The 19108-nt window shown below is 65.3% G+C and carries 16 protein-coding genes; 10 read left to right on the forward strand and 6 right to left on the reverse strand.

The features are described 5' to 3' along the window. Positions 1-8: 8 nt before the first annotated feature. The 5 genes from tviB to PIGHUM_RS10995 all read right to left on the reverse strand — a co-directional run bounded on the left by tviB (position 9) and on the right by PIGHUM_RS10995 (position 5917). Complete coding sequence (gene tviB, locus PIGHUM_RS10975; protein WP_124079627.1) at positions 9-1283, reverse strand: Vi polysaccharide biosynthesis UDP-N-acetylglucosamine C-6 dehydrogenase TviB; 1275 nt, start codon at positions 1281-1283, stop codon at positions 9-11. Next, positions 1280-1744, reverse strand: a complete 465-nt coding sequence (locus PIGHUM_RS10980; protein WP_246013116.1) for a MarR family EPS-associated transcriptional regulator — start codon at positions 1742-1744, stop codon at positions 1280-1282. Before PIGHUM_RS10980 ends, tviB begins: the two co-directional genes overlap by 4 nt. A gap of 11 nt (positions 1745-1755) precedes the next feature. Continuing rightward, positions 1756-2901 (reverse strand): MraY family glycosyltransferase, encoded by a 1146-nt coding sequence (locus PIGHUM_RS10985; RefSeq protein ID WP_160142240.1) that lies wholly within the window; start codon positions 2899-2901, stop codon positions 1756-1758. Between the two features lie 178 nt (positions 2902-3079). Then, the gene (gene glmM, locus PIGHUM_RS10990; RefSeq protein ID WP_124079629.1) at positions 3080-4435 is read right to left on the reverse strand and encodes a phosphoglucosamine mutase; all 1356 of its coding nucleotides are present in this window, start codon (positions 4433-4435) and stop codon (positions 3080-3082) included. A 366-nt stretch (positions 4436-4801) separates the two neighbouring features. Next, positions 4802-5917, reverse strand: coding sequence for an MraY family glycosyltransferase (locus tag PIGHUM_RS10995; RefSeq protein WP_124079630.1), 1116 nt, complete (start codon positions 5915-5917; stop codon positions 4802-4804). A gap of 285 nt (positions 5918-6202) precedes the next feature. Between PIGHUM_RS10995 and PIGHUM_RS11000 the strand changes: the two genes are divergently transcribed. The 10 genes from PIGHUM_RS11000 to PIGHUM_RS11040 all read left to right on the forward strand — a co-directional run bounded on the left by PIGHUM_RS11000 (position 6203) and on the right by PIGHUM_RS11040 (position 17851). After that, entirely contained in the window at positions 6203-7576 is a 1374-nt protein-coding gene (locus PIGHUM_RS11000; RefSeq protein WP_124079749.1) for a phosphomannomutase/phosphoglucomutase, read from the forward strand. 56 nt (positions 7577-7632) lie between these two features. Beyond that, positions 7633-9192: a glucose-6-phosphate isomerase gene (gene pgi / locus PIGHUM_RS11005; RefSeq protein ID WP_124079750.1), complete on the forward strand. Its 1560-nt coding sequence runs from the start codon at positions 7633-7635 to the stop codon at positions 9190-9192. An 87-nt stretch (positions 9193-9279) separates the two neighbouring features. Then, the gene (locus PIGHUM_RS11010; RefSeq protein ID WP_124079631.1) at positions 9280-10566 is read left to right on the forward strand and encodes an ATP-grasp domain-containing protein; all 1287 of its coding nucleotides are present in this window, start codon (positions 9280-9282) and stop codon (positions 10564-10566) included. Positions 10567-10607: 41 nt separating this feature from the next. Beyond that, positions 10608-11603: a lipopolysaccharide heptosyltransferase I gene (gene waaC / locus PIGHUM_RS11015; RefSeq protein ID WP_281279074.1), complete on the forward strand. Its 996-nt coding sequence runs from the start codon at positions 10608-10610 to the stop codon at positions 11601-11603. Positions 11604-11611: 8 nt separating this feature from the next. Then, entirely contained in the window at positions 11612-12904 is a 1293-nt protein-coding gene (locus tag PIGHUM_RS11020) for a 3-deoxy-D-manno-octulosonic acid transferase (RefSeq protein ID WP_124079752.1), read from the forward strand. A 146-nt stretch (positions 12905-13050) separates the two neighbouring features. Continuing rightward, the gene (locus PIGHUM_RS11025) at positions 13051-13359 is read left to right on the forward strand and encodes a PqqD family protein (protein ID WP_124079632.1); all 309 of its coding nucleotides are present in this window, start codon (positions 13051-13053) and stop codon (positions 13357-13359) included. Further along, positions 13349-14218, forward strand: a complete 870-nt coding sequence (locus PIGHUM_RS11030; RefSeq protein WP_124079633.1) for a P-loop NTPase family protein — start codon at positions 13349-13351, stop codon at positions 14216-14218. Before PIGHUM_RS11025 ends, PIGHUM_RS11030 begins: the two co-directional genes overlap by 11 nt. Before the next feature lie 66 nt (positions 14219-14284). Beyond that, positions 14285-14407, forward strand: coding sequence for a hypothetical protein (locus PIGHUM_RS24345; RefSeq protein ID WP_281279075.1), 123 nt, complete (start codon positions 14285-14287; stop codon positions 14405-14407). 88 nt (positions 14408-14495) lie between these two features. Beyond that, positions 14496-15812: a lasso peptide biosynthesis B2 protein gene (locus PIGHUM_RS11035; protein WP_124079634.1), complete on the forward strand. Its 1317-nt coding sequence runs from the start codon at positions 14496-14498 to the stop codon at positions 15810-15812. Next, on the forward strand, positions 15812-17851 hold the full coding sequence (locus PIGHUM_RS11040) for an acyltransferase family protein (protein ID WP_124079635.1): 2040 nt from the start codon (positions 15812-15814) through the stop codon (positions 17849-17851). The genes PIGHUM_RS11035 and PIGHUM_RS11040 overlap by 1 nt, the downstream gene beginning before the upstream one ends. Positions 17852-18130: 279 nt before the next feature. On the opposite strand, the gene PIGHUM_RS11045 is transcribed toward PIGHUM_RS11040, so the two are convergent. Continuing rightward, a complete protein-coding gene (locus tag PIGHUM_RS11045; protein ID WP_124079636.1) occupies positions 18131-19075 on the reverse strand; it encodes a LysR substrate-binding domain-containing protein in 945 nt (314 codons plus the stop codon). Positions 19076-19108: the final 33 nt, after the last annotated feature.

Here is a 19108-nt window from a genome sequence, read left to right on the forward strand (position 1 = left end):
CAGCTTCTTTACAGGCGCAGATCGGCAGTATGCCGAGGCAGCACGTATTTCAGGTCGTACAAGACGTGTTCAGGCTTGCCCAGGGCGCGGATGTCGGCATCGCCCATGGCCTTGAACTGGTCGTGGGCTACGGCCAGGATGACGGCGTCGTAACTGCCCGGTTCGGGTTGCGCCACGGGGCTGATGCCGTACTCGTGGCGGGCTTCGTCGGCGCTGACCCAGGGGTCGTAGACATCGGCGGTGATGTTGTAGTCGCACAGTTCCTTGACGATGTCGACGATGCGGGTGTTGCGCAGGTCGGGGCAGTTTTCCTTGAAGGTCAGGCCCATGACGAGGACGCGAGCGCCTTCGACCTGGATGCGGCGCTTGAGCATGGCCTTGACAAGTTGCGAGACCACATAAGCGCCCATGCCGTCGTTCAGGCGACGGCCGGCCAGGATGATTTCGGGGTGGTAGCCGATGCTTTGTGCTTTGTGCGTCAGGTAATAAGGGTCCACGCCTATGCAGTGGCCGCCGACCAGGCCCGGGCGGAAGGGCAGGAAGTTCCACTTGGTGCCGGCGGCCTGTAGCACGGCCTCGGTGTCGATGCCCATGCGGTTGAAGATGATGGCGAGCTCGTTGATGAGAGCGATGTTCAGGTCGCGCTGAGTGTTCTCGATGACCTTAGCAGCTTCGGCCACGCGTATGCTCTCGGCCTTGTGAGTGCCGGCGGTGATGATCTGGCGGTAGAGCTGGTCCACCAGTTCCGCGACCTCGGGTGTCGAGCCGGAGGTGACCTTGCGGATCGAGGCAACGCGATGCTCCTTGTCGCCGGGGTTGATCCGCTCAGGGCTATAGCCGGCGAAGAAATCCACATTGAATTTCAATCCGGAATGGCGCTCTAGCACGGGAACGCAGTCTTCTTCGGTGGCGCCGGGGTAGACCGTCGATTCGTAGATGACGATGTCGCCGCGCTTGAGGATCTTGCCCAGCGTTTCCGAGGCCTTGACGAGAGGAGTCAGGTCCGGCCGCTTGTGCTCGTCGATCGGAGTCGGAACGGTGACGATGAATACGTTGCACGCGCGCAGGTCTTCGGGGTCCGCGCTATAGCGCAGCCCGGAGGCTTCGCGCAATTCCTCATCGCTGACTTCGCGCGTGGCGTCATGCCCGGCGCGCAGGGCGTCGATGCGCCTAGTATTGATGTCGAAGCCCAGGACAGATCGTTGTTTGCCGAATTCCACGGCCAGCGGCAGGCCGACGTAGCCCAGTCCTACGACGGCGAGTTGGATGTCTGATGAGGTCATGCTTTCTTGTTGGCGGTGGTTAATGGGGGATGAGGGGCGAGAACTGGAGACCGGTTCAGTTTGCCGATGTCTTGTTCCAATTCCTGGATTTCTGTTCGAAGCGCATCGTATTCGGCACGCTTGCGCTGGAGAAATTTATGCGTCAGCCGGATTTTGTCGGACATGCCGGTGGGGGTGAGCAAATACGCGTAGCTCAGCTTGTTGCCGTTGCGCCGGAAATTTTCCATTTTGACCAAGCCCTTGCGCACCAGCGCCTTCAGGCAATAATTGGTGCGGCCAAGGCTGATGCCCAGCGCATCGGCCAGTTCACGTTGCGATATTTCGGGCCGGGCTTCCAGCAATTTATAGATGCGGTGTTGGATTTCGTCCTCGCTGGTCAGGTTGCAGTATGCGTTCATGTCATGAACGATGCGGCCGCTGGATCGGCTCACCAGGTTGAGGTCGGTGGAGAAGGTCTTCATGGGAAACGGAGTTATCCGGCGTCGCTTTCCATGGAAATGGGGCCGGCGGCCTCTGCCGCGCGTGCGATACCCTCCTCCTCTTTGCTGCGGCCGAGCGGCCGCAGCAGGGCCAATGCACGCCCGCGCTTGGAAGTGACCCAATGCCACAGCACCAGCAGCCCGGCGAATGCCACGAGCAAGGGCGTGTCGTTGAAACCGGCCCGCAGCGACTGGGCGGCGGCCAGGCCGGTGAGCAGGCTGAACAGGCATACGGTCACGATGGTCCGCATCGGGCTGACGCCCGCATCGCGCATCAGGTGATGGATATGGTTGTGGTCGGCCTTGAAGGGCGATGTGCCGCGGCGAATGCGGTGCGTCATGACCACCAGGCAGTCGATCAGCGGGATCGGGACCAGCCACAGGGCCAGCGTGGGGGAGACGGGATGGCCCGGCGTCTGGGTGAGTCGGAATGCGACCCAGGCCACCGTGAAGCCGAGGAAGGCGCTGCCGCCGTTGCCCATGAAGACCTTGGCGCGTTTGCGCCAAGGGAAACGCATGTTGAAGTACAGGAAGGCCAGGAGGGCGCCGCACAGGGGAGCGATGTCTGCGGCCAGCGGCGTATTCCCCGAATACAGGGCCGCCGCGCCGAGCATCAGCAGCGCGGTCAGGCAGAGCGAACCCGCAAAACCGTCCATGCCGTCGATCATGTTGAGCGCGTTGATGAGCCCGACCGTGGCGAAAACGGTGAAGGGAATGGACCAGTCTCCCAGGGAGACCGTACCCAGCCCCAGCAGCGGACCGAGGTGCTCGGCGCGGACGTCGCCCCAGGTTGCGGTGATGAGGGCTGCGATTGCCTGCGCGCAGATGCGCAGCCACCAGGGCAGATCGTATTTGTCGTCGAGCTGGCCGATTGCCAGCAGCAACGCGCCGCCTGTCGCGTAGGCCAGGATTTCCTGGCTGAACTCGCCTGTACCCAATTGGTAAAGAGCTTCTGCCGCGAAGATGCCGATACCCATGGCCAGGCCGCCGATGACCGGCGTGGGTTGTTGGTGGTCTTTGCGGCCGGCGGGGAAATCCAGCAACTGGAAACGGCGTGCGACCGGCAGCAGCAGCAGTACCGCAAAGAAAGCCAGAATGGCTGCGGTGCCGCCTTTCTGCCAGATTTCAGGGACGATCATGTTGCTCATCGGCGGTGTGGCTCAAGCTTGCGGAACTGGGCACAGGCTGTTGGCCGCCGAGCCCAAAGAGGGGTAATTATCGCAGCATCCGAACAGGATGCCATCCTTGGTTTGGGGGATTGATGAAAGGGCAGAACATCCGTCCAAAAAATGTTTCGTTAAAAAAACGGTAAGAAACTCATGCATGAGAGGGAGACAGGCTATTGGCAAGCCGGTCGACGCATTTCGCGGCCAGCAATTCTTCTTCGGCCTCGACCATCAGGCGTAGCTTGGGCTCCGTTCCCGAGGGCCGGATCAATACACGCCCGCGGCCTTTCAGCGTGGCCGTGACGTCCCGGTACGCTTGCGCCAGTCCGGCATGGGATTCCCATTCCAGGTTCGGTTGAAGCCTGACGTTCACCAGTTTCTGCGGCAACAGCTGCAATTCGGAGGTTAGTGCGGGCAGGTTTTTGTGGGCGCGCTTCATGGCTGCGACGACCTGCAGCCCTGCAATGATGCCGTCGCCGGTGCTGTGGCGGTCCAGGCAGAGAATATGGCCGGAGCTTTCGCCGCCGAACAGCCAGCCCTTTTCCTGCAGCGCCGCCATGACGTGTTTGTCGCCGACGGCGGTGCGGACGAAGTCGACGCCGAGCTCGGCCATGCGCCGCTCGAAGGCGTAGTTGGTCATGACGGTGCCGGCCACGCCGGCCACCGGACCGCGGGACATGCGGTCGCGCACGATCACGTAGAGCAGTTCGTCGCCATTGTAGATGCGGCCGCCGGCGTCCACGACCTGGATGCGGTCGGCGTCGCCGTCCAGGGCGATGCCGAGGTCGGCCTGGTGTTTCCTGACTTCGGCTGCCAAGGCCTCGGGATGGGTGGCGCCGACTTTTTCGTTGATGTTGAAGCCGTTGGGCTCGCAGCCAATGCCGACGACATTTGCGCCCAGTTCGCGGAAGACGTCGGGGGCGATGTGGTAGGCCGCGCCGTGGGCGGCATCGACGACGATCTTGAGGCCGCCCAGCGTCATGTCATGAGGGAAGCTGGCTTTGCAGAATTCGATGTAGCGGCCTGCGGCGTCGTCCAGGCGCTTGACGCGGCCCAGGCCCTCGGAGGGCATGCAAGCCATGGGCTGTTCGATGGCGGCTTCGATGGCCTGTTCGAGCGCCTCGGGCAGTTTGGTGCCCTGGGCTGAAAAGAACTTGATGCCGTTGTCGCCGTAGGGATTGTGGGAGGCGCTGATGACGATGCCGGCCGACATGCGCAGCGCGCGCGTGAGGTAGGCGACGGCCGGGGTGGGGATAGGGCCGGCCAGTACCACGTCGACGCCGGCCGACGAGAGCCCCGCTTCCAGGGCGGATTCGAGCATATAGCCCGAAATGCGGGTGTCTTTGCCGATCAGGACGGTGGGCCGGGTTCCTGCGGGTGCGCCTTGGAGCAGGACGCGGCCGGCGGCATGGCCGAGTTTCAGCGCGAGGGCGGGATTGATGAGTTCTCCTCCCACCTTGCCGCGTATGCCGTCGGTGCCAAAATATTTTGCTTTTGCTGCCGCCATGATTCTTCCCTGTTTTTCGTGCGTCCTGCTTGGTGGTTCGTCCGGCGCCGAAGACAACAAACCCCCAGCGTATTCCTGGTTCGGAAATGCGCTGGAAGCGGTATGAGGGGCGTAAAAGCCGGCGCGGCTGTTATCTCGGGAGGGCCGCCGCTGACGGAGCAAACTGCAGGCAGACAGGATAGAGGGCGGACTATTACGTTCTATGTCCGGATTGTAACAAAATGCGGAGATTGTCCAAAATAAAGGCACAACGTGTCCTTTCCTGACCGGTTTTCCCAGGAGAGGTGTTGTTACGCATAGTTACGCCGTTTTGTTAATGTTTTCGTGCTAACGGTTTCGGGCAGGTTTTACCCGTTAAACCGCGTTCTATGTGTGGTAGGACTGGGAGACTTTGGTGCCCCGCAGCACCATCCATTTAGGTGTCCGGAATCGCACGATGGCGGTATACAGCCACAGGTAGGCGGCAATAAAGAGCGCGAGGAATGCCGCCAGCAGGCTCCCGTACTGCCAGCCCAGCGTTGCCGGCACGATGGAAAGCAGGCTCAAGCCCCACAGATACGGCGAGGTGGCGGCGTTGCGACGCGTCTGCAGGACGGTGTCGTGGCCGGGGGCCATCCAGCGTATGACGCGCTTGTAGATGAGCATGTGCAGGTGCATGCCGTCCGGGATGCTGGGGGAGATCCCGCGAACCAGCTTCTTGCGGTAGATCGAGAAGGCGGTCTCGAATATGGGGTAGATGAACAGCAGAGCCGGGTACCAGGCCGAGACCTGGGGATTGCGGGCCACCAGCAGGATGCCCAGCTGGGCCAGCATGAAACCGACGAAGTAGGCGCCGCCATCGCCGAGGAATACGAGGCCGCGCGGGTAGTTCCAGACCAGGAAGCCGAGCAGGGCGCCGCACAGGATGAGGGCGCCGGCCAGCACGAATGGGTCGTTCACTTGCAATGCGACATAGGCCAGCGAGCCCGACATGGCCAGGCTGGTGACGCCGGCCAGGCCATTGAAGCCATCGATGATATTGACGGCGTTGACCAGGGCCGCGGTGCACAGGACGGCGGCCAGCGCGCCGACCAGCGGCAGGGCGAGATAGGCGTCGAGGCCGGCGATGCCTACTCTGGTGATACAGGCCTGGAGCAGCGCGGCGGCCAGGCCGGCACTGGCGAAGGCGCTGGCCAGGCGGATGGCGGGCCGGACCTGCTTGGTGAGATCTTCGGCCAGCCCCGCCACGAAAACCATCGCGGAACAGAACAGCAATATGGCCAGAAGGCTGGCCAGGAAGGGGTCCCAATATGCGAGCGCCGCAGTGGCGGTGCTACAGGCTACGACCAGGCCGATACCGCCTATGCGTGGAACCGGACGGGCATGGAAGCGCTGGGCGCCGTCCATATCCAGGTCGATGGCGGCCCGGCTATAGCGGCCTGCCTGCATGACGAGCGCGGTAGCCAAAAGGGAAATGACGAAGCTGCAAGCAAAGTTGAACATGGTCCCTACGGCTGGCTGCGAGTGCCGACGCCTCGTTTTTTATTATTTAAAAATGGAGACGGCCTGGTTTGGAGGTCCGTTTGTCACGTAATTCTTATAGACGACTTCCGCCCGCTGGCGTGTATGCATCCGTTTCTGCGGCGCTACGCGGGTTGTCGGACGTAACGTAGGTTACGTGTAATGAAAAAAAGCATAAGCGCGGGATTGTATCCTCTATAGTTCGTGTAATTGTTGCGTTTATATCAGGAGCCTTTCGTGGGGACTTCCCATTCTTCGCCTGCGGATATTGCCGCGTCCGCCTTCAAGGCCTACGACATTCGGGGCGTCGTCCCCACGCCCCTGAGCCCGGACTTCGCGCGCCGCCTGGGCGCGGCCTTGGCCATCGAAGCTCGGCGCCAGGGTGTCCAGGAGGTCGTGATCGGCCGCGATGGCCGGCTGAGCGGGCCCGGGCTGTCGGAGGCGCTGCAGGCGGGCCTGATGGCCGGCGGCGTGAACGTGCTGGATATCGGCATGGTGCCGACCCCGCTGGTCTATTACGCGGCCCACGTGGGCGGCACCGGCTCGGGCGTGGCGATTACGGGCAGCCATAATCCGCCCGAGTACAACGGCTTCAAGATGATGATGGCCGGTACGACGCTGTATGGCGATGCGATCACTGCGCTGCGCGATCCCATGCTCAAGGACGAAGGGGGCGATGCGGCGGTGCGCGGCACGCGCAGGGAATGGGATCCGGTGCCGGATTACCTGGCGCGCATTACCGGCGACGTGAAGCTGGCCCGCAAGATGAAGATTGCCGTGGACGCGGGCAATGGCGTGGCCGGGCCGGTGGCGGTGCGGCTGTTCAAGGCCCTGGGCTGCGAGGTGGTCGAGCTGTTTACCGATGTGGACGGCACTTTCCCCAACCACCATCCGGATCCGGCCGATCCGCACAATCTGGAAGACTTGAAGCGCAGCCTGGCCGAGACCGATTGCGAGCTGGGCCTGGCGTTCGACGGCGACGGCGACCGGCTGGGCGTGGTGACGAAGTCGGGCCAGATCATCTGGCCGGATCGCCAGTTGATCCTGTATGCGCGCGACGTGCTGTCGCGCAATCCGGGCGCGGAGATCATCTACGACGTGAAGTGCAGCCGCTATGTGGCGCAAGAGGTGCGCGCGGCGGGCGGCAAGCCGGTGATGTGGAAGACCGGGCATTCGCTGGTCAAGGCCAAGCTCAAGGAGTCGGGCGCGCCCCTGGCGGGCGAGATGAGCGGGCATACCTTCTTCAAGGAGCGCTGGTACGGGTTCGACGACGGCCTGTATACGGGCGCGCGCCTGCTGGAGATCGTGTCGCGCTCGGAAGATCCTTCCGCGGTGCTCGAGGCGCTGCCGCAGGCGACCTCGACGCCGGAGCTGAAGATGGAAACGTCCGAGGGCGAACAGTTCGAAGTCGTCAAGCGCCTGCAGGAGCAGGGGCAGTTCACCGGTGCGCGCGACGTGATCACGATCGATGGCGTGCGGGTCGAGTATGCCGATGGCTTCGGCCTGGCTCGGGCGTCGAATACGACGCCGGTGGTGGTGTTGCGCTTCGAAGCCGACGACGCTGCCGCGCTGGCGCGTATCCAGCAGGATTTTCGTACCCAGTTGCTGCGGGTCGCTCCGGGCGCCAAGCTGCCGTTTTGAGGGCAAGGGACAGGATGGCGATGACCGAGCGCGAATCCGGTGGGGCCCGGGTAGAGATGCCGTTGGCGGAGCTGCCTGCGTGGCAGGCGTTTGCCGAGGCTGCCGGGCAGGCGGACCGGCGCGGCGGCACGCTGCGCGTGCTGCAGGCGGCGGGCCTGTCGCTCGACCTCAGCACGCAGGCGCAGTCGCCGGCGCTGCGCGCCGCCGGACTGGCGCTGCTGGTCGCGCGGGATTTCGACGATTGGCGCAGCCGCCTGTTGCAGGGCAGCGCGGTCAACGGCACGGAGCAGCGCGCTGCCTGGCATACCGCGCTGCGGGCGGAAGAGCCACCCGGGATGGCGGCAGCCAAGGTGCGCGACGAGCAGGACAGGCTGCGGGCCTTCGTGCGGCACCTGGACGCCGAAGGGCGCTTCGACAGCGTGGTGCATATCGGCATAGGCGGCAGCGACTGGGGCCCCAAGCTGGTGGTGGCGGCGCTGGGCTATGCCGGAACGCGCCGCGAGATGCGTTTCGTGGCCAATATCGACGGACACGCGATCGAGGCGGGCCTGTTGGGCCTGGATCCGCATCGTACGCTGGTGGTGGTGTCGTCCAAGTCGTTCACGACGGTCGAGACCATGAGCAATGCGCAGCGCGCGCTGCAATGGCTGCGCGAGGCCGGCATTGCCGAGCCGTGGGCCCAGGTGGTCGCTGTGACCGCCAATCCGGAGGCGGCCCGAGGCATGGGCGTGGCGCCGGAACGGATCTTCCGGTTCTGGGAATGGGCCGGTGGACGCTATTCGGTGTGGTCGTCGATCGGCCTGCCGATCGCGCTCGCGCTAGGCGCCGAAGCGCTAGACGGGCTGCGCCAGGGGGCGGCGGCGATGGACGAGCATTTCGCCACGGCGCCGCCGGAAAACAATATGCCGGTGCAAATGGCGCTGACCGGGCTGGTCAACCGCAATGTGTACGGCTATGCATCGCTGAATATCGCGCCCTACGATGCCCGGCTGATGCATTTGGTGCCTTATCTGCAGCAGCTCGAGATGGAATCGCTGGGCAAGTCGGTGGATCGGGCGGGCCGCCCGGTTTCGCTGCCGACGGGCCCGGTGGTGTGGGGCATGCCCGGTACCGACGGCCAGCATACGTTTTTCCAGTGGCTGCACCAGGGGCCGGAGGGCGCGCCGGTGGACTTCATCATCTGCCGCGATGCCGATCATCCTTTTCCGGAGCATCACCGCCTGCTGGTGGCCAATTGCCTGGCCCAGCGCGAGGCCTTGCTCAAGGGCAAGAGCGCTCAGACGCTGCAGGCCGAGTTGGCGGCCAAGGAACCGGATGCCGCGCGCGCGGCCTGGCTGGCCCGCCACAAGGCGCATCCCGGCGGCCGGCCTTCCAGCCTCATCGTCCTGCCGCGCCTGAACGCCCATGCGCTCGGCGCGCTGCTGGCCTTGTACGAGCACAAGGTGTTCGTGCAGGGCGTGTTGTGGGGAATCAACCCCTTCGACCAATGGGGCGTGGAGTACGGCAAGATCCTGGCCACGGGCATTGCCGCCGAACTGACGAGTGGGCGGTTGGCCGAGGGGCATGACGCATCGACGGCCTACTGGGTGGCGCAGTGGGAGAACGGCGGGGTGTAGCCTGGCCGCAGCATCGCTATCGCGAATTGAAACTGGTTGTTACAATAAGCGGTCGCGATTCTAAGCAGATTGCCGCTGCGCCAGCCCATGTCCATCCCGTCTTCCGTTGTTCTGCCCGGCCCGGTCTTGCTGGTGGGGGAAGGGCATGGCGATATCGGGGCTTTGCTGGCATGGGCATTCGTGGAGCAGGGTGTCCAGGTCATCGCCTATTGCTCCAGATACCACTTGCTGGCGTACGTGACCGGCGCCAGGCATTTGCGCCCGTCTCTCTCGCTGTCGCCCCAGGAGGATTTGCGGCGCATCCTGGCGGCCGAGCGGCCTTCCATCGTCATTCCCTGCGGCGACGTAGCGGCCCGGATGCTGCACGCGTTGTGGCGAGCGGCGCCTGAAACCCGGGAGCTGCTGGAGCGCTCGCTCGGGGATCCCGCGTATTTCGACATCGTTTCCAGCCGTTCGGCCTTTTTCCAGTGGGTTGGCCAATGGGAAGATCTCTTGCAGCCGGAGGGCCGGGTGCTGGACGGCGAAAGAGAATCGGCCTGTCCTCCCGCCGCCTGCTTTCCGGTGGTGCTCAAGGCAGAGGGTTCGTCCGCCGGCTCGGGGGTGCGGGTGGCCAACTCCGACGATGAGTTGCGGCATGCGTACCGGCAGTTGACGGCGCCGAGGGACGAGGCGGCGCGGCCGTCCTCGTTCCGCATGCCGTATCGACGGCTGCGCGCATGGCTGTTCGATCTGTCCTGCGATCGAGAGGCGGCCCATCGTCGCAGCATCGTCATGCAGCAGTATCACCCCGGAGCCGATGCGACGTGTTCAATCTTCTGCATCAAGGGAGAGGTCGTTGCGCACCTTTCGCTGAAGGTGCTGGCCACGCATCGGGAGAGAGGGCCTTCCGTGGTGGTCGAGCGGATCGCGCACGCCGGCATGCTGGATGCCGTGACCAAGCTCGCCAGCCGGATGGGGCTGTCGGGATTCCATGGCTTCGATTTCATTCTCGATCAGCAGGAGAGAGCGTGGCTGCTGGAGATCAATCCGCGCCTGACCGGCACCGCCCACATGGCGTGCGGCGCGGGCCACGATCTGGTCCAGGCCTGCCTGCAAGCCATCGTCCCTGCCGCGATGCGGCCGCAGATCGTCGAGCGTCCGGCGCTGCCCGGTACGCGGTGGGGGCATTTCCACCAGCGCTATGCCGGGCTTGCCATGTCGCACGTCGGTGCCTTCCACCTCGACGTGCCGTGGGGCGACGCCCGGTTGATGCGGGCGGTACGGCGACGGTTGGCAGGGAAGGATTGGCCCGCCGTGCTGCGCCGGCTTCGGGGGCTGGCGGCCAGGTTCCGGCGGATGCCGCGCGCCGGCAGCCCGCAGGGCATCGCGGGTTAAAATCCGCCCTTTCCACCGCCAGGCCCGACCGCCTTCCGTCCGTGCCACGCATTCTTCTGGTCAAGACTTCTTCCATGGGCGACATCGTCCATGCGCTGCCTGCCGTTTCCGACATCGTCCGCCATGTTCCCGGTGCCCGGATCGATTGGATCGCCGAGGAGTCGTTCGCGGCGATTCCTGCCTTGCACCCGCAATTGAACGAAGTGATTCCCATCGCCTTGCGCCGTTGGCGCAAGGCCTGGTGGTCGGCGCCGGTCAAGGCCGAGCGCCTGGCGCTGCGCCGGCGGCTGCAGGCCGAGCGCTACGACGCGGTGATCGACATGCAGGGCTTGTGGAAGTCGGCGCTGGTGGCGCGCTGGGCGCATGGCCCCCTGCACGGCTGCGACCTGCGCTCGGCGCGAGATCCTTTCGCTTCGTTTTTCTATCGATATCGGCACCGGGTGGTGTTCGAGCAGTCCGCAGTGGTGCGGATGCGCGAGTTGGCGGCCTTGTCGCTGGGGTACGCGCTGGAGGGCCCGCCGGATTTCGGCATCCGGGCCGAGCCGCCGGCCGGCCTGCCGATGCGCTATGTGGCGATCATGCCGTCCGCCAGCCGGGCGACCAAGCTCTGGCCGGAGGCGTCCTGGCGAATCGTGCTGGAGCGGCTGTCGGTGGCGGGCTATGCGCCGCTGGTGTTCGCCGGCTCGGAGGAGGAGCAGGCACGCGCGCAGCGGCTGATCTCCGGTATCGATATGGCGCAGGCGCTGCCGCGCATGGGACTGGCCGACGCAGCCGGGGTGCTGGCGGGCGCGTCCCTGGTGGTGGGGCTCGACAGTGGCCTGACGCACCTGGCGGGCGCGCTGGGGCGGCCCACGGTAGGCATTTATGCCGACTACGATCCGGCGCTGGCGCCTGTGACCGGCGCGGCATTCACGGCCAGCCTGGGCGGCAAGGGCACGCCGCCGTCGTGCGAACAGGTGCTCGCGGCGATCGGCCAGGCCTTGCCGGCAGCGGAGCCGGGGCGCGGGCCGGGCGCCGCCGAGGCATGGCGTCCATGAAAGGCGCGCTGCTGCAAGGCGTGTATACGCTGGCGTGGCGGCTGGCGACGCCGTTCCTGCTCTGGCGCATCTGGCGGCGCGCCCGGCGCGAACCGGGGTACGGGGTGTTTCCCGCCGAGCGCTTCGGTTTCTACGGCGCTGCCAAGGCGGAGCAGCATGCCGCGCCGGTATGGGTGCATGCCGTCAGCCTGGGCGAGACCCGCGCGGCGCAGCCGCTGGTGCTCGCCCTGCTGGATCGGGGCCTGCCCGTGCTGCTGACCCACATGACGGCCACCGGCCGTGCCGAAGGGGCCCGCCTGTTCGAGCGGGACATCGCTCAGGGCCGTTTGCGCCAAGCCTGGCTGCCCTACGACATGCCCGGGGCGGTGCGCCGTTTCTACCGCCATTTCCTGCCGCGCTGCGGCCTGCTGGTCGAGACCGAGGTATGGCCGAACCTGGTGGCGGCGGGGCGCCGCCATGGCGTGCCCTTGGCGCTGGTCAGCGCGCGGCTGTCGGCCGCATCGGCGCGCAAGACCCGGCGTGTAGCCAGCCTGGCGCGCCGCACCTACGGCGGTCTCGATGCCGTCCTGGCGCAGACCCAGGCCGATGCGGACCGCCTGCGCGAAATCGGCGCGCGCGATCCCAGGGTCGTGGGCAATCTGAAATTCGACCTGCGCTTGCCGCAGGAGCTGATCCAGGCCGGCCTTGACTGGCGCCGGCGTCTCGGCCGGCCGGTGGTCGCCTGGGCCAGCACGCGCGAGGGCGAGGAGGCCGCCATCCTGGCCGCCGTGCGCGCCATGCCCGCCAGTGCCGGCGGGATCCGGCCGCTGGCCGTGGTGATTCCGCGCCATCCGCAGCGTTTCGACGAGGTGGCGGCCATGGCCGAGGCCGCGGGCCTGGCCGTGGAGCGGCGCTCGCGCCTGGCCGGCATGCCGTTCCCGGCCGCCGCCCCCGGTACCGTGGTGCTGCTTGGCGACAGCCTGGGCGAGATGCCCTTCTACTATGCTGCGGCCGACGTCGCCATCGTCGCCGGCAGCTTCGCGCCGCTGGGCGGCCAGAATCTCATCGAGGCCACCGCCTGCGGTGTGCCTGTCATCGTGGGGCCCCATACCTTCAATTTTTCGCAGGCATCCGAAGACGCCATCGCTGCCCGGGCCGCGTTGCGGGCAGCCGATGTCGACGAGGCCTGGCTCCAGGCGCTAGCGCTGCTCGACGACGCCGCACGGCGGCAGGCCATGCGCGAGGCGGCGCTGCAGTTCAGCGGTGCGTATACGGGAGCAACGGCGAGGGTGCTGGCGGCGGTGGGACGGTGGCTGGGGTGAGCAGGGGCGGCGAGTTGCGCCCGGATGCCGGAGGCGGTACTTTCCGGGGCTCCTGCTTTCCTCCCGGACCGCCTGCGTGCGCAGCGCGCGGCCCCGCAAGCCCGCCCGAGATCCATCATCATCACCGGACTGTTCCGTAACAGCCTATGGCAACCATCATTTCAAATTCCCGCATCACGCTCAATCCGGATGTCGTTTTCACCGATCTCGGCACTGAGGGCGTCATCATGAATTCGGTCACCGGAGAGGCGTTTCGCCTCAATTCCACCGGTGTCCTGCTGTGGCGGGCCTGTCCGGCCGATGCCGCGACGCTCGCGCAGATCCTCGTCCAGGCATGGAAGATTTCGGCGGAGCATGCCGGCGCCGATGTCGCGGCATGGGCCCAGTCGCTCGCCGGCCACGCGCTGATCACTATTCGGAATTCGGACGAACCGCCGGCGAACGATGCAGCCTGAACGCCGCAAGATGCAGTGCGACGAGAGCGTCCCCGCGCAGGTGGCGGAATGGGTGGCGGAGCGGCTGCCGTCCCTGGCGCCGTTGTGGCAGGACGGCCCGCTTTCTTTGAGGCGGCTGGACGACGAGGCCGGACGCAGGCAGGAGGCTTGCGCTCCGTCCGCTTGGCGTTCCCTCACGTTCCTGCCCGGCCAGTCCGCCGACGTGCAACTGTTGGACGGACAGACCTTGCTGGCGCGCTCGTCCTCGGGAGGCTGCCGGCTCGAGGTTGGAGCCGGCCTGCGCCTGGACTACTGGGGGGATTTCCCCCGCATTGCCTTGCACCTGGCCGTGATCGAGGCGATTCGCGCGCGCGGGGTGCTGATGCTGCATGCGAGCGGCTACATCGCGCCCGCCGGCGGCGGCGTTACTGCCGTGCTCGGCCGCAGCGGCAGCGGCAAATCCACGCATCTGCTGAAACAGCTCGCCGGCGGCGCCATGGCCGTGGCCGAGGATACCCTGTGGGTGGATATGCGCTCCGGCGAGTGCACCAGCGTAGACCGGCACGTTCGGCTGCTGCCCGACAACGTCCATGCGGATACCCGGCCCAGCAGCGGACGGGAGCCGTCGCCGGAAGGCATCAAGCACCTCTGGAACATCCGCTGGCACCGCGACATGGCCAGCTCGCCGCTGCGCCTGGGCGCCATCCACTATTTGCGGAATTTCCAGCCCTACCCGCTGGCATCGCTGCCGGCGGTCGCGCAGGCGCAGTATCTTTGGGAGGCCGTGGGCCAGCCTTTGCTTCCGGCGGCGCGCCGAAGCCATGAGCAATGGGTGGCGTCCGTTATCCTTGGGCGGCGTGTATCAGGGGATGCACTATAGTGGTGGCGCAAAGCGGCGTCCGTGAAATAAAATGAAGTTCGACCGACTTTACGCCGAGTATCCGCGATGATTGCGAACCCTGGCCAGAACAGCGAGGCCTTGCCTCAAGAACCTTCCTACGAAGCCCCCGCCGTCGAAGCGCTGGGCTGTTGGGAAACCGTCACGGGTAGTCCCGGCATCCCCGGCTGATCCGTACTTCGACCGCCCAGGCCGAGTGCATGCCTTGATCCCCATCGCTCCACCGGAAAATTCCCGGCTGGAGCACAAGACGGCGTCGATGCAACGTATCCGCATCGCCATTACCGAGCGGAACTTCACCGATCTGCAAGCGGAAGACGCCTGGGCCTGGAGACTGACCGGATGGCTGTTCGGCGTCCTGCCAGACGGACATTCGCTGCGCCGCCTGCTGGGGCTGGAATACACTCGGCACAAAATGCAGAAGGCCGTCCTCGAGACGGCATTCGCAGAACTGCGGCAGTGCTGGAACGCGTCGGATATGCGCTACTACGCATTCAAGGGCGGCGTATTCCAGCACGCGTATCCCGATCGCCTGATGCGTTCGCATGGCGATATCGATCTGTACGTTCCTCCTGAATCTCTGCCCGAGGCGGTTTCGAGGCTGCCCGCGGGGTGGGCGTTCGTTCCGGCTCCTCCCGACAGCAAAAGCCACAACGCTGGCACGCTGTTGAACGGCCAGGGCCGGAAGATTGCCGACATCCACCGCAGCCTGATGCCGCTGGGCAGCATGAACGCCAGGCGGAGCAAGGCGCTGCATGCCGCACTGGAAGCCCATTCCATGGAATTGGCCGTGGACGGCGCTCCGTCCATCCCGGCTTTCGACTGGACCGGCCAGGTGCTCGCGGGTCTGGTCATCAACCGCGGCTGGTGCGGGGATCATTGGCGCCTGAAGGCGTCGGACTATCTCGATCTGCAGGTACTGCTGGAGTCGGGCCGGGTGACGATGGACGGCCTGCGCCGCCGGGCGGCAGTCCTGGGGCTGCGGCATTCCCTCGAAGCCTTCCTGTCCATCTGCGATCCGGCGCGGCAGCGCCTCGTTCTCGAGCACACGGTGCGCTCGCGTCTGCTTGCGCGCCTGCTGCTGGATCGGGCGGCGATGCGTGACGGCTACTTCCCCCGTTATTACCTGGGCAAGGCGGTCGGGCTGCTGCGCGATCTCGTCCTGTTCGCCCCGATCCTGTTGGATGTCCTGGGCAGCCTGCGCCGGCATTCCAATCCGCACGACGTGGTCCGAGGCTTGAAACGCCGGCGCGGCATGCACTGGGACGAACTCCGCTATCTCAGCGCCGCGCGCTGGTCGACCGCGCTAGTGCGCAAGGCCAGGATCACGCAGGCCGGCGCCTGCGTGATCCGCTCGCTGGCCGTGCTGGCGGCATTGAGGAACGACGGCCGTCGCGCCACGTGGGTGCAGGGTTTTCGTAAGACTCCCACCGATGGAGGCCTGCCTGGCCACGCCTGGGTGGAAGTCGAGGGCAGGATTCTGGACGGCCATGACGATCCGAATGTGCATGCCCATTTCACGGTGAGTCTGCGGATCGAGGCCGATCCAGAGCCGGGTTCGGCCGATTCCCGGTGATGCCGCGCCGCAATAGCGCGATCCGTCCAGCCGAACAGATGATTCAAGCGACGCGATCGCAATATCGACCGGAAATCGATGGTCTGCGCGCCGTGGCCATCATCGCGGTGGTTCTCTACCATGCGGGATGGCGCGGCTTCGGCGGCGGCTATGTCGGCGTAGACATTTTCTTCGTCATTTCCGGCTACGTCATTACCAGAAGCATCGCCCGGCAGCGCGACGCGGGGACATTCTCCCTCGCGCAATTCTGGATTCGGCGGGCCAGGCGCATTTTGCCCGCCTTGCTTGCGGTGATCGTGTTCACCGTGATCGCATCGTCGTTCATCTTGATGCCCACCGACTTCAAGAATTTCGGGCGTTCCCTGCTGGCGCTTTCCCTATTCGCATCGAATCTGTATTTCTGGCTGAAGAGCGGGTACTTCAACGAAGAAGCGGAGACGATGCCGCTGCTTCACAGCTGGTCATTGTCGGTGGAAGAGCAGTTCTACATTCTCTATCCGCCTCTGCTCCTGCTCCTGTGGCGCGCGTCGAAGCGCTGGCAGGCGCCGGTATTGCTCGGCGCGATCGCGCTGTCGCTGGGCTTGAGCGCATCCTTCATCATCGTCGATCCCGACGCTGTCTTCTTCCTGTTGCCGACACGCGCCTGGGAGCTGTTGCTGGGTGTGCTGCTGGCGGTCCGGGAGACCGACGCACGAGCCGGGGTGAAGTGGCCATTCTGGGCAAGGGAAGCGCTGGCGGCGGCCGGCATGCTGGCCGTTCTGATCGCCATCGTCGGATTCGGCCGGAACACCGTGTTCTCGGCTTGGTCGTCCGTCCTGGCCTGTGCCGGAGCCGCCGCCGTCATTTTCTGCGGAAGCCTTGGGCGGACCTGGGTTGATCGAGCATTGGCGGCAAGGGCGGTGGTCTGCGTCGGATTGATTTCCTATTCCCTGTATTTATGGCACTGGCCATTGCTCGTCTTTGCCCGATATGTCTCGGCTTCGCCATTGGGCACGCTTGCCGTCGCGGCGCTATTGGCAATTTCCGTCGTGGTATCCGTGGGATCCTACCGATACATCGAACGGCCATTTCGGGGGCCGGCAGTCGGGCAGCGGCCCGCGCTCATCATGTTTGGAGCAGGCATCCTGGCGGCGATCGGCGCTGGCGTCGTCATCGATCTGGGACACGGCTATCCGCATCGGATGCCGGAGGATGTCCTGCAAGCGTACACAGAGGCCTATCGCGTACCTCCGCAGAGGCTGACCCCGCACCGTGTGTCTCCACATCTGGCCGTCGGGGCGATGCATGGCGACAGGCCTCCGGACATCGTGCTCTGGGGCGACAGCCACGCAGGCGTCGTGGCGCCGGTATTGGCGGAGCTTGCGAACCGCCACGGCCAGAATCTCTGGGTATACCGATGCATTCCCGTAATGGGCGTATACAACGTAGCGCGCGACGAGTCGCTCGCCGATTCACAATGCGACCGGTCGAATCGGGAAATGATCGACTATCTGATCCGGAACAAGATAAAGAAGGTAGTGTTCGCCTCCTTCTGGACAGAGTTCACCGAAGGCAGGGAACAGCAGCTGCAGGGGGCCGGGCAGCGGGACGCGTACTATGCAGACGAAGAAACGGTGTCCAGGAGCGCGGCCGATGCGCGCAATGTCTTCAGGCGCAATTTCGTCAAGACGGTGGCAACGCTGCGCGAGCACGGGATTGCCGTGTTCATCGTGGGCCAGGTGCCGATATATCGGTATTGGGTGCCCAACCAGATGGCGAAGCTGATGCGTTTCGGCGGCGATCCCGACGCGATCCGCCGCCCGCTTGCAGAGCACAGGGAAAGGACGGCATTCGTCGACACGGTATTTGCCGAGCTTGCATCGCCTGCCGTCCATATACTGGATCCGGTACCGTACCTGTGCAATTCAGGTGCTGGCTATTGCTATGGCACGCAGAGCGGCGTGGCGCTTTATCGGGATTTCAACCATCTTTCCTACGCAGGCGCCGTCCGCTTGATGCCGTTGCTGGAAAGCATCGTCGAGGGCTCCGCCCCGGACTGAAGGCCGCCGTCCCGCTCAACCGCCCGAGCCGCGCCAGGCTGGTGCGATGAAGTTCGCTGCAATAGAATGGTTTTCCCATCAACTATCGAGTGTCGAGCTTTCTTCAGAAAACCTTTTTGGAGTGCCAACCATGCTTTCCAGCGACAACCAGACCGATCAGGTCGCTCCCATGGAGCCGTATGAAGCGCCGGCCGTCGAAGCGCTCGGCTGCTGGGAAACCATTACGGGCAGCATCATTCCGCCCTGATCGAACGCCATGCCTGGGCACTGCCTTGACGATCAGGCCGCGCAACGCCTTCTGATCCGCTCGGCGGCATCTTCCAGGCATTCGATCATCAGTTCGGCGCCGGGGGTCAGCCCCCGGTTGCGGTTCCACAGCACGCCTCTCGGCCGCATGAGGTGCGGGAAGCTGAGCGGCAGGACGGCCAGCGGTTCGGACGACTCGGCTGCCGAGGCTCCAGCCATGACGGCGATGGCGTCGGTCATTTGCAGATAAGTGCACGCCAGGTGCGTGGACAGGGTCTCGACGTAGTTGTTGGGCATGGTCACGCCGTGTTCTTCGAGCGTGCGCTCGAGCGGGGCGCGCAGGATGGTGCCGCTGGGCGGCAGGACCCACGGATAGGGCTGGAGGTCCGACCATTTGAGTTTCTTGCGGCCGGCCAGCGGATGGCTGCGGCGGGTCATGAGCTGGACGGGATCGTCCAGCAGCTGTTTTTCTTCGAAGCCGTCGGCCGCGGTGCGCAGCGGCAGGCGGCCGACCACGATGTCCACCCGTCCTTGCCACAGCTCGGGCAGCAGGGTGTGCGCAGTGCCTTCGGTGACCTGGACGTTGGTGCGCGGCGAGCGTTCCTTGAGGATGGTGATGGCCTGCGGCAGCAGCATGGAGGTGGCGGCGGGGAAGGTGCCGATGTGGACCTTGCCTTCGGCGCCGGAGTTGAGCGCCTTGAGTTCGTCGCGGGCCTGATGCAGCTCGGTGAGCAGGGTGCGCGCGTGACGCACCAGGCATTCGCCGTAGGGAGTGGGCTTGAGGCCTTGCGCGGTGCGGGTGAACAGCTCCAGCCCCAGGCCTTTTTCGAGTTCGGCCAGCGCCTTGGAAACCGCGGGAACGGTGACGTGCGAGGTTTCGGCTACCTGCTTGAGGTTGCCGTAGTCGTACAGGGCGGTGATCAGGCGCAGATGGCGAGCCTTCAAGTTGACCTGCAAGTACCAGTCGATCTGCGTCATGCTGCCCCCCAGAATCCAAGCATGCCTATGCCG

The organism is Pigmentiphaga humi (genome assembly GCF_900606115.1).
GTDB lineage: Bacteria > Pseudomonadota > Gammaproteobacteria > Burkholderiales > Burkholderiaceae_B > Pigmentiphaga > Pigmentiphaga humi.

Excerpts from the sequence above, each read along its gene's own strand:
- tviB (WP_124079627.1), bottom strand. The coding sequence starts at position 1,283 with ATGACCTCATCAGACATCCAACTCGCCGTCGTAGGACTGGGCTACGTC.
- PIGHUM_RS10980 (WP_246013116.1), bottom strand. The coding sequence starts at position 1,744 with ATGAAGACCTTCTCCACCGACCTCAACCTGGTGAGCCGATCCAGCGGC.
- PIGHUM_RS10985 (WP_160142240.1), bottom strand. The coding sequence starts at position 2,901 with ATGATCGTCCCTGAAATCTGGCAGAAAGGCGGCACCGCAGCCATTCTG.
- glmM (WP_124079629.1), bottom strand. The coding sequence starts at position 4,435 with ATGGCGGCAGCAAAAGCAAAATATTTTGGCACCGACGGCATACGCGGC.
- PIGHUM_RS10995 (WP_124079630.1), bottom strand. The coding sequence starts at position 5,917 with ATGTTCAACTTTGCTTGCAGCTTCGTCATTTCCCTTTTGGCTACCGCG.
- pgi (WP_124079750.1), top strand. The coding sequence starts at position 7,633 with ATGCCGTTGGCGGAGCTGCCTGCGTGGCAGGCGTTTGCCGAGGCTGCC.
- PIGHUM_RS11010 (WP_124079631.1), top strand. The coding sequence starts at position 9,280 with ATGTCCATCCCGTCTTCCGTTGTTCTGCCCGGCCCGGTCTTGCTGGTG.
- PIGHUM_RS11025 (WP_124079632.1), top strand. The coding sequence starts at position 13,051 with ATGGCAACCATCATTTCAAATTCCCGCATCACGCTCAATCCGGATGTC.
- PIGHUM_RS11030 (WP_124079633.1), top strand. The coding sequence starts at position 13,349 with ATGCAGCCTGAACGCCGCAAGATGCAGTGCGACGAGAGCGTCCCCGCG.
- PIGHUM_RS24345 (WP_281279075.1), top strand. The coding sequence starts at position 14,285 with ATGATTGCGAACCCTGGCCAGAACAGCGAGGCCTTGCCTCAAGAACCT.
- PIGHUM_RS11035 (WP_124079634.1), top strand. The coding sequence starts at position 14,496 with ATGCAACGTATCCGCATCGCCATTACCGAGCGGAACTTCACCGATCTG.
- PIGHUM_RS11040 (WP_124079635.1), top strand. The coding sequence starts at position 15,812 with ATGCCGCGCCGCAATAGCGCGATCCGTCCAGCCGAACAGATGATTCAA.
- PIGHUM_RS11045 (WP_124079636.1), bottom strand. The coding sequence starts at position 19,075 with ATGACGCAGATCGACTGGTACTTGCAGGTCAACTTGAAGGCTCGCCAT.